Below are 12,854 nucleotides of genomic sequence, written 5' to 3'. Positions count from 1 at the left end.
GTGCTGTGAGGGCACGGCACTGTTTCCACTCGGGTCGAAGGCACACACCTCGGTTGGGGCAACGTTGTGAAGAGACGATCGAGTCTGGTGGTGTTCTCTGCCATCACCACACTGCTGATCGCACCCGTCACGGCACAGGCGCAGAGCGAACCGCTCGCGCAGCCGGTCAAGGGTGCACAGGGGTTGGACGCGAAAGCGTTGCACCTCAAGGTTTCTCCCAGGCTGAACGCCGCGGGTTCGGTCACCGCGTTCGTCGCGCTCGACCGCAAGCCGGCCGTCGACGCGTTCGACGAGAAGAAGAGCCAGGGCAAAGAGGTCGCGAAGCAGGCCGCCAAGCAGGCCAAGAACGACGTGTCCGCCACCGCGGACCAGGTCGTCGGCCAGCTCAAGAGCGCTGACACGCAGACCAAGGAGATCTACCGGACCTCCAACGGCGTCCCCGGCGTCGTCGTGAAGGCCGACGCGCAGAAGGTCCGCGAACTGGCCCAGCGCCAGGACGTCCTCGCCGTCTACCCGGTCGTGCCGAAGAAGCGCCAGAACTCGAACGCCGTCCAGCTCACCAGGACGCTCAACGTCTGGCAGCAGTACGGCAAGCTCGGCGACGACATCCGCGTCGGCATCATCGACACCGGTGTCGACTACACGCACGCGAACTTCGGTGGCCCCGGCACGGTCGAGGCGTTCAAGGCCGTCGACCCGACCAAGAGCGACCCGAACTTCCCGACCTCGAAGGTCGTCGGTGGTTACGACTTCGTCGGTGAGGACTACGACGGGGAGAGCACCGACCCGGCGATCAACACGCCGAAGCCGGACGCCAACCCCATCGACTGCGACGGCCACGGCTCGCACGTCGCGGGCACCACGGCCGGTTTCGGTGAGAACGCCGACGGCAGCACGTTCAAGGGCGACTACACCAAGCTGGACGCGGCGAAGCTCAACGCGATGAAGATCGGCCCCGGCACCGCGCCGAAGGCCCAGATCTTCGCGCTGAAGGTCTTCGGCTGCACGGGCTCGACCAACGTCACCTCGCAGGCCCTCGACTGGTCGCTCGACCCCGACGGCGACGGCGACTTCTCCGACCACCTCGACGTGGTCAACCTGTCGCTCGGCTCCGACTACGGCGCCCCGGACGACCCCGACAGCCTCTTCGTGAAGAAGCTGTACAAGGTCGGCGTCATGCCGGTCTTCTCCGCGGGCAACGGCGGCGACCTCTACGACATCGGCGGTTCGCCGGGCAACACGCCCGAGGCGCTGACCGTCGCGTCCGTGCGCGACTCGTACGTGCTGCGGGACGGCGCCGAGGTGAAGGGCCAGGGGCAGAAGCCCGGCCAGTACAGCCAGAACTTCACCGGTTACCTGGGCTACAACAAGGAACTGCCGGTCGCGAAGGTGACCCAGGCGGGCAACGCCGACGGCTGTCTCCCGATCACCGACCCCGCCGTCGCGGGCAAGTTCGTGTGGCTGGAGTGGGACGACAACGACGCCACGCGCCGTTGTGGTTCGGCCGCCCGCGCGAACAACGTGCAGGCGGCGGGCGGCCAGGGCGTGCTCCTGTCGTCCACCCTGGAGAACTTCGCGGCGGGCATCGCCGGCAACGCGGGCATCCCGATGTTCCAGTTCACCGGCACGGCCACCGCGGCGATCCGCCCGGCGCTCGACGCGGGCACGCTGGTCGTCCGCCTCGCGGGTGACCTGCGCACCTCCACGGCGACGTACGACCAGTCCATTTCGGACACCCCGAGCGCGTTCACCAGCCGTGGCACCCGTGGTCAGTCCATCAAGCCGGACGTCGCGGCCCCCGGTGACACGATCTCGTCGACCGCCGTCGGTTCCGGCAACGACCGCTCGGTGATCTCCGGTACGTCGATGGCGTCCCCGCACGTCGCCGGCATCGCCGCCCTGGTCCGCCAGGCGCACCCGGACTGGACGCTCGAAGAGGTCAAGGCCTCGATCATGAACACCGCCGGTGCGGACGTGAAGGAGAACGGCAAGACCTTCGCCCCCAACCGGGTCGGCACCGGCCGCGTGGACGGCAAGTCCGCGATCGACAACCAGGTCCTCGCCTACGTCGAGGAGGACAACGGCTACGTCAGCGCGAACTTCGGCGTCGTCGAGGTCTCGAAGGCGGTCGAGAAGTCCAAGACCATCAAGCTGGTCAACAAGTCCACGAAGTCCGTGGAGTACAAGGTCGGCTACACCGCGGCCACCACGATCCCCGGCGTGAGCTACGTGCTCTCGCAGGACAAGGTGAAGCTGAGCCCGCGCGGCATCGCGAAGGTCAAGGTGACGCTGAAGATCACCGACCCGAAGGCGCTGCGCAAGACCGTCGACTCGACGGTCGAGGCGAACCAGCTCGACACGCCGCGCCAGTTCCTCGCGGACGCCTCCGGTCGCGTGACCTTCACGCCGACCGCCGGCGCCACGGTGCCGCTGCGCCTGTCGGTCTACTCGGCGCCGAAGCCGGTCGCGGACATCAAGACCGCGTCCAGCCTCAAGTTCCGCGGCAACGACAAGCAGGCCGTCCTGAACGTGTCCGGCAAGGGCATCGACCAGGGCACCGGCTCGCAGGCCTACCGCTCGCTGATCAGCGTCCTCGAGTTGCAGGCCCAGTCGCCGAAGCTGCGCGACTGCAAGCGCAACGTCACCGAGAACTGCGCGCTCAACGAGACCGCCAAGGGCGGCGACCTCCGCTACGTCGGCGCGGCCTCCACGGCCCCGCTCGCGAAGGCGCAGGGCAAGCCCGAGGAGGCGCTGCTCGCGTTCGGTGTGGCGACCTGGGGCAACTGGTACAACCTGGGCAAGAACACCATCCCGTTCGTCGACATCGACACCAACGGTGACGGCACGGCGGACTTCGAGGTGTTCGCGACCCGCCTGACCGACACCGACCTGCTGGTCGCGTCCACCGTGGACCTGAAGACGGGCGAGACCGTCGACATCCAGGGCGTGAACGGCCTGTTCGGCGACGTCGACGCGAACGTCCAGGACACCAACGTCGTCGTCCTGCCGGTGCTGCTGAGCGCCCTGGGCATCGACGCGTCGAAGGACACGGCACGCCTCTCGTACGTCGTGGGCGTCGGTGGCTACTACGCCGCGCCGGGCAACGCGAACAAGCTCGTCGACGTCATCGACCGCAACCTGTCCTACGACCCGCTCAAGCCGGGTCTGTGGGCGCAGGGCGGCGGCGACGCGGCGCTCTCGTACCTCGCGAAGCCGGGTACCGCGCTCGTCGTCAACAAGAACGAGGCCTCGCTGAAGGCCGACAAGTCCGACGGTTTGCTGGTGCTCAACCACCACAACGCCAACGGTGACCGCGCGTCGGTCGTCCTGGTGAAGTCCGGTGGGCGGGGCTCCTACTAGATCGGATGTTTTACGAGAGGCCCGGTTCTTCGTTTGGAACCGGGCCTCTTGGCATGTCACGGCCCGGAACTGCCTGTCGTCACCCCTTGACGCGACCCCGTTCCTGCGGTCGAGTGACACTCGAAAGCGTGATATGGGCCGTGTGGGTGTCCCGCAGTACGGGAGATAACACCCCGATGGGGTGTCCGGCATGCGGCGAGCGGCCGACATGCCGGTAGCCTTTCGCGAAGGAAAGTAGTCCCACCAATTGGGGACTGACACCTGGGAGGTGTGTGGATGCGGCTCGCAGTGATCCCAGGAGACGGGATCGGGCCCGAGGTCATCGCTGAGGCCCTGAAGGTCCTCGGTGAGGTCGTTCCGGCGGCCGAGATCACTCGTTACGACCTCGGCGCGGCGCGCTGGCACGCCACGGGAGAGTTGTTGCCCGAGTCGGTGCTCGGTGAGCTTCGCCAGCACGACGCGATCCTGCTCGGCGCGGTCGGCGACCCGTCGGTGCCGAGCGGAATCCTGGAGCGTGGCCTGCTGTTGAGGCTCCGCTTCGAACTCGACCACCACGTGAACCTCCGCCCGGCTCGTCTCTACCCCGGTGTCCGCAGCCCGCTCGCGGACCCGCCGGAGATCGACATGGTGGTGGTGCGCGAGGGCACCGAGGGCCCGTACGCGGGCAACGGCGGCCTGCTCCGCAAGGACACGCCGCACGAGATCGCCACCGAGGTCTCGCTGAACACCTCGTTCGGTGTCGAGCGCGTGGTCCGGGACGCCTTCGCGCGTGCCGCGAACCGTCAGCGCCGGCACCTGACCTTGGTGCACAAGACGAACGTCCTCACGCACGCCGGCTCGTTGTGGTCGCGCGTCGTGGAGGAGGTCTCGCTGCAGCACCCGGACGTCACCGTGGCTTACCAGCACGTGGACGCGGCGACCATTCACATGGTCACCGACCCGGGCCGTTACGACGTGATCGTCACCGACAACCTGTTCGGCGACATCCTGACCGACCTCGCCGCCGCCGTCACGGGTGGCATCGGCCTGGCCGCGTCGGGGAACATGGACGTCACGCGTCGCAACCCGTCGATGTTCGAGCCGGTGCACGGTTCGGCGCCGGACATCGCGGGCCAGGGCATCGCGGACCCGACGGCCGCCGTGCTGTCGGTCGCGCTGCTGCTCGACCACCTCGGTGAGCACGAGTCCGCCCGCCGGATCGAGGCCTCCGTGGCGTTCGACCTGGCGACGCGCGACCACCAGTCGCCGGGGCAGACCTACGCGATCGGTGACAGGCTCGCGGCGCTCGTGTCGTCCAACGTGCGCACGGGCTGATTTCGCTCGGAACGTCTTGAAGCCCGGCCGGATCTTCTCCGGCCGGGCTTCGGCGTTTCTCCGCGCCGGAGGTCAGAGCTGGCCGTTGGCCTCACGCCACGCGCGCTCCTTCTTGATCCACTCGTTGTCCTGCGGGAACTCCTCGATCGACGGCACGCGGCGGATCTCGGTCTTGAACCCGGGCCCGGTCATCGGCATGCGCTTCGCCCACTCGATCGCCTCCTGGATCGAGGCGACGTTGAGGAGGTAGAAGCCGTTGAACAGCTCCTTGGTCTCGCCGTACGGGCCGTCCGTGATGACCGGGGGCTCCTGCGAGTAGTCGACGACGACGCCCTCGGACGTGTCGGAGAGGCCCTCGGCGGCGAGCAGCACACCGGCGCGGATCAGTTCCTCGTTGAACGCGCCGACCGTCTCCAGCATCTTGTCGAAGTCGAACTCGCCCATGTTCGCGAAGGCCTCGTCGGTGGCGCGCATGATCAGCATGTACTTCACGGTGTGTCTCCCTGTTCTGGTTCTCGTTCGGCATCCCCAGGTCGAACGGGCCGGGTACCGGATCGACATCACACCCCGAGAATTTCCGAACTTTCTGTTTTCGCAGGTAGGGTCACTGAAGTCGTGCGTGGGGGAAGACCGGTCGAAGTCCGGCGCTGACCCGCAACGGTAGGTCTCCTGGCAGGGGACGAGCCCGAACACCCGCTCACGGTGACCGAGAAGTTCCAACTCCGCCGTGGACTGCGGGAAGGACCCAGTGATCTCCAAGATCAGCGCGCTCGTCGGCGTGCTCGTCGTCAGTCTCGTGGCGGGCGTCGCGCTCGGCCCCGTCTCCGTGCCGTTCGACGTCACCGCCGGCCTGCTGTGGGAGGCGATGACCGGCGGCACCGTCCCCGCCGACCTCGCCGGGCAGTACCACATCGTCTGGGACATCCGGCTTCCTCGCGTCCTGCTCGCCGCCGTCGTGGGCGCCGGGCTGAGCGCGGTCGGCGTCGCGATCCAGGCGATGGTCCGCAACGCCCTGGCCGACCCGTACGTGCTCGGCATCTCGTCGGGCGCGAGCGTGGGCGCGACGGCCGTCGCGACGCTCGGTGTGCTGTCCGGGTTCGGCGTCTACGCGCTGTCCGTGGGGGCGTTCCTGACCGGCCTCGGAGCCACGGCTCTGGTCTACATCACCGCGCGCACGAGCCGGGGGCTCACACCGTTGCGTCTGGTGCTGACCGGAACAGCGCTGGCGTACGGGTTCTCCGCCGTGGCGATGCTGCTGGTCTTCCAGGCGCCGCGCGGTGAGGCGGCGCGGGCGGCGATGTTCTGGTTGCTCGGCAGTCTCGGCGGCGCGAACTGGCAGTCGCTGCCCGTCGCCGCCGTGGTGACCCTGGCGGGGATCGTCTACCTGGCGACCAAGGCGCGGCAGCTCAACGCCATGGCGATGGGCGACGAGACCGCGACCACCCTCGGCGTGCCCGTCAACCGGTTCCGCACGCACCTGTTCATCGTCACCGCGGCCATGACCGGCGTGCTGGTGGCCGTCAGCGGTGCCGTCGGTTTCGTCGGGCTGATGCTGCCGCACCTGACGCGCATGGTCGTGGGCGCCGACCACCGCAAGGTGCTCGCCCTGGCACCGCTGGCCGGAGCCTCGTTCCTGGTCTGGGTCGACGTGGCCGCGCGGATGCTCGCGGCACCGGAGGAACTGCCGCTCGGCGTCATCACGGCCGCGCTCGGCGTGCCGTGCTTCATCTTCCTGATGCGCCGCAGGTCCTACGTCTTCGGAGGCCGCTGATGCGCGTCGAGATCGACCAGGTCACCGTGCGCGGCATCATCACGGACATCTCGCTGCACGCCGACGGCGAGGTGGTCGGCATCGTCGGGCCGAACGGCAGCGGCAAGTCCACGACGTTGCGCTGCGTCTACCGCGCGTTGAAGCCGGACGCGGGCGCGGTGCTGCTCGACGGCCAGAACGTCCACAAGCGACGCTCCGTCGCCCGCGACCTCTCCGCCCTGTCCCAGGAGTCGCAGGTCGAGTTCGACTTCACGGTCGCCGAGGTCGTCGAGATGGGCCGGCTGCCGCACGACCGCGACCCCGCTCTCGACGCACGGGTGGTGTCCGAGGCACTGGCCACAGTGGACGTCTCGCACCTCGCCTCCCGCAGCTTCCTCAGCCTGTCCGGTGGTGAACGCCAACGGGTGCTGATCGCGCGGGCCATCGCCCAGCAGCCGCGCGTGCTGGTGCTGGACGAGCCGACCAACCACCTCGACATCCGCCATCAGCTCGACGTTCTCTCTTTGGCGCGCGGTTTGGGCATCACGGTCCTGACCGTGCTGCACGACCTGAACCTCGCCGCGTCGTTCTGCGACCGCCTCTACGTGCTGGACGAGGGACGCGTCGTCGCCTCCGGCACCCCCGAGGAGGTTCTCGTGCCCGAGCTCATCGCCAAGGTCTTCCACGTCACCGCCCACGTCGTGCGGCATCCCACCACAGGAGTTCCCCAGCTCCTGTTCGACCAGGAGGTCACCCCTTGAGAACCGCACTTGTCACAGCCACCCTGCTGCTCGTCTCCGGCTGCGGCGCGACGGTCGCCTCCGACACTTCCGCGACCGACCCGGTGACCATCACGAACTGCGGCCAGCAGGTCACGTTCGACCGCGTACCGTCCAAAGTGGTCACCAACGACACCGGCATCACCGAGCTGATGTTCGCGCTGGGGCTGAAGGACCGGATGGCGGGCTACGTCATCAGCGGCAAGGACTCCGTCGACGTGCGGACCTCGCCGTGGAAGGCCGACTTCGACAGCGCGAAGCACCTGTCCGACAAGGTCACCAAGGAGGTCGTGCAGGGGGCCAACGCAGACCTGGTCTTCGCCGGGTGGAACTACGGGTTCAGCGAGAGCACCGGGTTCACTCCGGACGCGCTGAAGGAGCTCGGGATCGGCACCTACCAGCTGACCGAGGCCTGCCGCAACGGCGTCGGCAAGCAACGCGGCATCATGCCCGCGCTGGACGCGTTGTACACGGACCTGCGCAACCTCGGGAAGATCTTCCGGGTGGAGGCCAAGGCCGAGGAGCTCGTCGCCGGTTACCAGAAGCAGATCGCCGACGCCGGTCGGTTGATGGCGGGCAAGCCCCGGCCGAAAGTGTTCCTGTACGACAGCGGGCAGGACCAGCCGTTCACGTCCGGGAAGAACGCGGCACCGCAGGACGTGATCTCCAAGGCCGGCGGGGACAACGTGTTCGGTGACCTGAACGACAGCTGGACCACGGTGAACTGGGAGACCGTCGTGCAGCGCAACCCCGACGTGGTGCTCATCGTGGACTACGCCGACGGGGAGGCGAACACGCCCGAGCAGAAGCAGGCGTTCCTGGAGGGCTTCGCTCCGCTGGCCAACTCGCCCGCGGTGAAGAACAAGCGGTTCTTCTCGCTGCCGTACGCGGCGCTGGTCGAGTCGCCGCGCAACGCGGCGTCCATCGAGGCGTTCGCGAAGTTCCTGTCACAGGCGTGAACCCATGACCAGATAGTGGGAGATTTCCTCCCGTGGCTTGGTACGCCGAACTGAGCTGTGGCACCATCCCGGACATGGCTCAGTTCACCGCCATCATTATTGACGAGCGCGTCGGGTAGTTGCCGCCCCTGGCACCCGACGCGCAGACCTCTCGCATCCCGCGGGGGGTCTTTTTGTTTGCCCTGATGAGGAGATGAACCCCGATGGCCGGCCCGACCGACGCATTCCACGTCTACGACACGACGTTGCGCGATGGCGCACAACGTGAGGGCATTTCGTACTCCGTCACGGACAAGCTCGCGGTCGCGAGGTTGCTGGACGGGCTCGGCGTCGGGTTCATCGAGGGCGGCTGGCCCGGCGCTCTGCCCAAGGACACGGAGTTCTTCGCGCGGGCGGCGGCCGGTGACCTGGAGTTGAAGAACGCCAAGCTGGTCGCGTTCGGGGCGACGCGCAAGGCCGGGGTCAAGGTCGAGGACGATCCGCAGGTCAGGGCGTTGCTGGAGTCGCAGGCGCCGGTGATCACGTTGGTGGCCAAGTCGGACCTGCGGCACATCGAGCGTGCGTTGCGGACGGACGCCGACGAGAACCTCAAGATGGTGCGCGACACCGTCCGGTTCCTCAAGGAACACGGGAGGCGGGTCTTCCTCGACGCCGAGCACTTCTTCGACGGGTACGCCTTCTCGCCGGACACCAGCCTTCGCGTGCTGGAGTCCGCTGTGGAGGGTGGCGCCGACGTCGTCGTGCTGTGCGACACCAACGGCGGGCAGCTGCCTCTCGGTCTCGCGGAGACTGTCTCGGAGATCGTCGAGAAGACGGGCTTCCGCGTAGGAATTCATTGCCAGGACGACACGTCCTGCGCTGTGGCGAACACACTTGCGGCCGTTCAGGCGGGCGCGACGCACGTTCAGTGCACCGCCAACGGTTATGGCGAGCGAGCAGGCAACGCTGACCTGTTCGCCGTCGTGGGAAACCTCGTGACCAAGCTCGGCATGGAGGTGCTCCCGACCGGGGCATTGGCCGAGCTCACCCGTGTCTCCCATGCGTTGGCCGAGATCGCGAACATCGCACCCGACACCCACCAGGCTTATGTCGGGTCGTCAGCATTCGCTCACAAGGCGGGTCTGCACGCGAGCGCGATCAAGGTGGATCCGGAGCTGTACAACCACATCGATCCGGACACCGTCGGCAACGACATGCGGGTGCTGGTCACCGAGATGGCCGGTCGGGCGAGCATCGAACTCAAGGGACGTGAGTTCGGGCTCGACCTGGCCGGCCGGGGGACCGAGGTCGGCACGGCCTTGGCGCGCGTGAAGGAACTCGAGGCGAAGGGCTGGTCGTTCGAGGCCGCCGACGCCTCGCTGGAGCTGTTGCTGCGCGGGGAGCTGTCCGAACTGGACACTCCGCCGTTCACCCTGGAGTCCTACCGGGTCGTGCTCGACCACCGGTCGGACGGCGAGATCGTGTCCGAGGCCACGGTCAAGGTGCACGTGGCGGGGGAGCGGGTCATCGCGACCGCCGAGGGCATCGGGCCCGTGCACGCGCTGGACGCTGCGCTGCGCAAGGCGTTGCTGCCCCACCTGTCCTGGTTGGACACCGTGGAGCTGGCCGACTACAAGGTGCGCATCCTGACGGAGCATCCCGGCACGGACGCGGTGACGCGCGTGCTGGTCGAATCGACCGACGGTGAGCGCGAGTGGACGACCGTCGGCGTGCACGGGAACATCGTCGAGGCGAGCTGGCTGGCGCTGTGCGACGCGCTGGTGCACAAGTCGATGCGCTCCGGCTGACCTCGTAAGCTGGCGATGTGCGCATCGCCCGAATTGCTCATCCCGCTGGCGTGGCCTTCGTCGCCGTTCAAGGCGACGAGGCCGCGGAAATCGCCGAACACCCCTTCGGCACGCCCACGTTCACCGGCCGGAAGTGGCCGTTGGCGGACGTGCGGCTGCTCGCCCCCATCCTGCCCACCAAGATCATCGGTGTGGGCCGGAACTACGCCGACCACGCGAAGGAACTCGGCAACGAGGTCCCCGCGGAGCCGTTGCTGTTCTTCAAGCCCAACACGTCGGTCGTCGGTCCGAACGTGGAGATCAAACTCCCGGCCGTGTCCGAGCGCGTCGACTTCGAGGGTGAGGTCGCGGTCATCATCGGCCAGCCGTGCCGCGACGTCCCGCGCGCCAGGGCCGCGAGTGTGATCATGGGTTACACGATCGCCAACGATGTCACCGCGCGCGACCTGCAGAAGAAGGACGTGCAGTTCACGCGTGCCAAGGGTTTTGACACGTTTTGCCCGTTGGGTCCGTTCATCGAGACCGAGTTCGACGCGTCCGACGTCCGCGTCGTCACCGAGGTCGACGGGGAAGTCAAACAAGACGGACGTACTTCGTTGATGGTGCACGACATTCCGTCGCTCGTCGAATACGTGTCCGGAATCATGACGTTGCTGCCGGGCGACCTGATCCTGACCGGTACGCCGGCCGGCGTCGGGCCGATGGCGGCCGGACAGACGGTCTCCGTGACTGTGGACGGCCTTGGCACGCTCACCAATCCGGTCGCAAATAGGTAGCCGTACGGAGCAATCCGGCGTCCGGCAGGTTACGCATCCGGGTACCCGCGAGTAACTTCCCGGTGTCATGACGGACCTGGCGTCCACCCGAGTGCTGCTGGTCGACGGTTCGCAGCTCATCACCGAAGGGCTGCGGCTTTCGCTGCACCGCACGCACTGCTTCCGCGTTGTGGGCATCGCCCACACCGTGGCCGAGGCTGCGCGGAGTCTGCGCGGCACGCTGGTGGACCTGGTCGTCACGGACTTCGACGTGCCGGGCGCCGGACCGCTGCGCACCGTGCGGGACACGGCGCAGTACCGGCCGGGCGCCCGCGTCGTGGTGTTGTCCAATGCGGACAGTCCGAGCTGGGCCCGCGCGGCGCTGGACGCCGGCGCGGTGGCCTACCTGCTGAAGACCTCGCCGGTGGCCGAGTTGTTGCCGCTGATCGCGGCCGCGGTGCGGGGCGCCCCCGCCACGATCGACGCGCGGGTGGGGTCGCTGGCGCGCTTACCGGCGCGAATGCCCCCACCCGCCTCGCTCGGCCGGCTGTCGGCGCGCGAGTTCGACGTGCTGGCCGAGATGGCGAAGGGCATGGACAACGCCCGCATCGCCCAACGGCTCTTCATCAGCAACGACACCGTGAAGACCCACGTGAAGGCCATCCTGCGCAAGCTCGGTGCCCGTGACCGGGCCCACGCCGTGGCGATGGTGCTCGGGGAGAGCTCCGAGGCGTTCGTCACGACCTAGCGATGGTCTGCGGAGCCCTGCGCGCGAAGTCCGGCGCGTGCTCCGGACGTGGTCCGATGGCGACCACGTAGGCCGGGACGGCCTGCAGGAACGGCAGCTTCTGGGCGATCTTGAGCGGCAACGGCACGCCCGTGCTGGAGACCGTCTCGGTGCTGTTGAGCTTGCGGCCGAGGAACAGCCGGTGGATCACCCGCTGCACGGTCTGGATCGCCACGGTCGGGAAGAGCCTGCGCCCCCGCACCTTCGCGAGCGTCCTGCCCGTGACCCGGCCCTCCCGCAACGGCTTCGCCAGCAGCGTCGCCGCCGCCACCGCGTCCTGGACCGCCAGGTTGATGCCCACGCCGCCGACCGGTGACATCGCGTGCGCCGCGTCACCGATGCACAGCAGCCCGTCGACGTGCCACTGGCGCAACCGGTCCAGCTTCACGTCGAGCAGCTTCACGTCGTCGAGGTCCGTGATGTGGCCCACCCGGTCCGCGAGCCACGGGATGAGCGTGACGACGCGTTCGCGGAACTTCTCGACTCCCTCGGCGCGCACCGCCTGGTCCGTCCCCTTGCGGATCAGGAAGGCGCACTGGAAGTACTCGCCGCGTGGAATGAGCACGAGCGCGCTGCCCGCGCTGAACCTGCCCGCGCCTCCCTTGACCGAGTCGCTCTCGTTGCGCGGCAACCGGAACCACCACACGTCCATCGGGGCGCCGAAGCTGTAGACCGGGAGCTCCACGGCCGCGCGCAGGATCGAGCTCCGTCCGTCCGCCGCGACGACGAGGTCGGCGGTGAACTCGCCCTCGTGCCCGTCGACGCGATCCCGGTACTTCACGCCCGTGACCTTGTTGCCGCTCTTCGTGATCGCGGTGACCTCGGTGTTCATCCGCAGCGTGAACGTCGGTTCGAGCTTGCCCGCGTCCGCCAGCAGGTCGAGGAAGTCCCACTGCGGCACCATCGCGATGCGCTTGTTGGGGCCGGGCAGCCGGGACAGGTCGGCGATCGTCGCCTTGGCGCCGCCGTCGAGCAGTGCCTCGATCTTGTCGACGTCCTGGTGTGGCACCTGCTCGAACGCGGGCCCCAGCCCCAGTTCGTCGAGCAGCGTGAGCGTCGACGCGTGCACCGTGTCGCCGCGGAAGTCGCGCAGGAAGTCGCCGTGCTTCTCGAGCACCGTGACCTCGACACCACCGCGGGCCAGGAGCAGTCCCAGCACCATTCCGGCAGGTCCGCCGCCGACGACGAGACAGGTTGTCCTCTCCATGTCGATCCCCTCTTTTCAACCGGTGTTGAATAAACTCAGCATGCTCGTGATCGCCGTCCGCGTCAAGCGGAGTTCGCAGTGGCGTGGCTCTCGTTCGGATCCGTCCAATGTGGACGGTCTGGTGGGCCAGGCCTCGAAAAGGTTGCGACTGGTGCG

10 protein-coding genes and 1 riboswitch are annotated in these 12,854 nt (G+C 68.0%); of the genes, 8 read left to right on the top strand and 2 right to left on the bottom strand.

What is annotated here, in order from left to right; all coding sequences use genetic code 11:
- The first annotated feature begins 87 nt into the window (after positions 1-87).
- Together PV646_RS03630 and PV646_RS03625 are read left to right on the top strand one after the other, a co-directional pair.
- Positions 88-3,360, top strand: a complete 3,273-nt coding sequence (locus PV646_RS03630; RefSeq protein ID WP_500340014.1) for a S8 family peptidase — start codon at positions 88-90, stop codon at positions 3,358-3,360.
- Between the two features lie 276 nt (positions 3,361-3,636).
- Positions 3,637-4,674 carry a 3-isopropylmalate dehydrogenase gene (locus PV646_RS03625; protein WP_500340013.1) on the top strand — a complete coding sequence of 346 codons (1,038 nt, stop codon included), beginning with the start codon at positions 3,637-3,639 and terminating at the stop codon, positions 4,672-4,674.
- A gap of 72 nt (positions 4,675-4,746) precedes the next feature.
- Here PV646_RS03625 and PV646_RS03620 read toward each other — a convergent pair whose 3' ends face one another.
- Positions 4,747-5,157, bottom strand: coding sequence for a YciI family protein (locus tag PV646_RS03620; RefSeq protein ID WP_500342259.1), 411 nt, complete (start codon positions 5,155-5,157; stop codon positions 4,747-4,749).
- Between the two features lie 96 nt (positions 5,158-5,253).
- Positions 5,254-5,389, top strand: a riboswitch (cobalamin riboswitch).
- A gap of 12 nt (positions 5,390-5,401) precedes the next feature.
- Between PV646_RS03620 and PV646_RS03615 the strand changes: the two genes are divergently transcribed.
- The 6 genes from PV646_RS03615 (at position 5,402) to PV646_RS03590 (ending at position 11,452) form a co-directional block, all read left to right on the top strand.
- Entirely contained in the window at positions 5,402-6,445 is a 1,044-nt protein-coding gene (locus tag PV646_RS03615; RefSeq protein WP_500340012.1) for a FecCD family ABC transporter permease, read from the top strand.
- Positions 6,445-7,185 carry an ABC transporter ATP-binding protein gene (locus tag PV646_RS03610; RefSeq protein WP_500340011.1) on the top strand — a complete coding sequence of 247 codons (741 nt, stop codon included), beginning with the start codon at positions 6,445-6,447 and terminating at the stop codon, positions 7,183-7,185. Before PV646_RS03615 ends, PV646_RS03610 begins: the two co-directional genes overlap by 1 nt.
- Positions 7,182-8,162, top strand: a complete 981-nt coding sequence (locus PV646_RS03605; protein WP_500340010.1) for an ABC transporter substrate-binding protein — start codon at positions 7,182-7,184, stop codon at positions 8,160-8,162. The genes PV646_RS03610 and PV646_RS03605 overlap by 4 nt, the downstream gene beginning before the upstream one ends.
- 203 nt (positions 8,163-8,365) lie before the next feature.
- Positions 8,366-9,949, top strand: a complete 1,584-nt coding sequence (gene cimA, locus PV646_RS03600; protein ID WP_500340009.1) for a citramalate synthase — start codon at positions 8,366-8,368, stop codon at positions 9,947-9,949.
- Positions 9,950-9,966: 17 nt separating this feature from the next.
- Positions 9,967-10,725 (top strand): fumarylacetoacetate hydrolase family protein, encoded by a 759-nt coding sequence (locus PV646_RS03595; RefSeq protein WP_500340008.1) that lies wholly within the window; start codon positions 9,967-9,969, stop codon positions 10,723-10,725.
- A 67-nt stretch (positions 10,726-10,792) separates the two neighbouring features.
- Complete coding sequence (locus PV646_RS03590; RefSeq protein ID WP_500340007.1) at positions 10,793-11,452, top strand: LuxR C-terminal-related transcriptional regulator; 660 nt, start codon at positions 10,793-10,795, stop codon at positions 11,450-11,452.
- On the opposite strand, the gene PV646_RS03585 is transcribed toward PV646_RS03590, so the two are convergent.
- A complete protein-coding gene (locus PV646_RS03585; protein ID WP_500340006.1) occupies positions 11,442-12,698 on the bottom strand; it encodes an FAD-dependent oxidoreductase in 1,257 nt (418 codons plus the stop codon). The genes PV646_RS03590 and PV646_RS03585 overlap by 11 nt on opposite strands.
- Positions 12,699-12,854 lie beyond the last annotated feature (156 nt).

The sequence above is a fragment of the Streptomyces sp. ID05-26A genome, assembly GCF_033794685.1.
Taxonomy (GTDB): Bacteria; Actinomycetota; Actinomycetes; order Mycobacteriales; family Pseudonocardiaceae; genus Lentzea.
The sequence above is the reverse complement of the archived record's forward strand: the minus strand, read 5'-3'. Positions and strand labels throughout refer to the sequence as shown.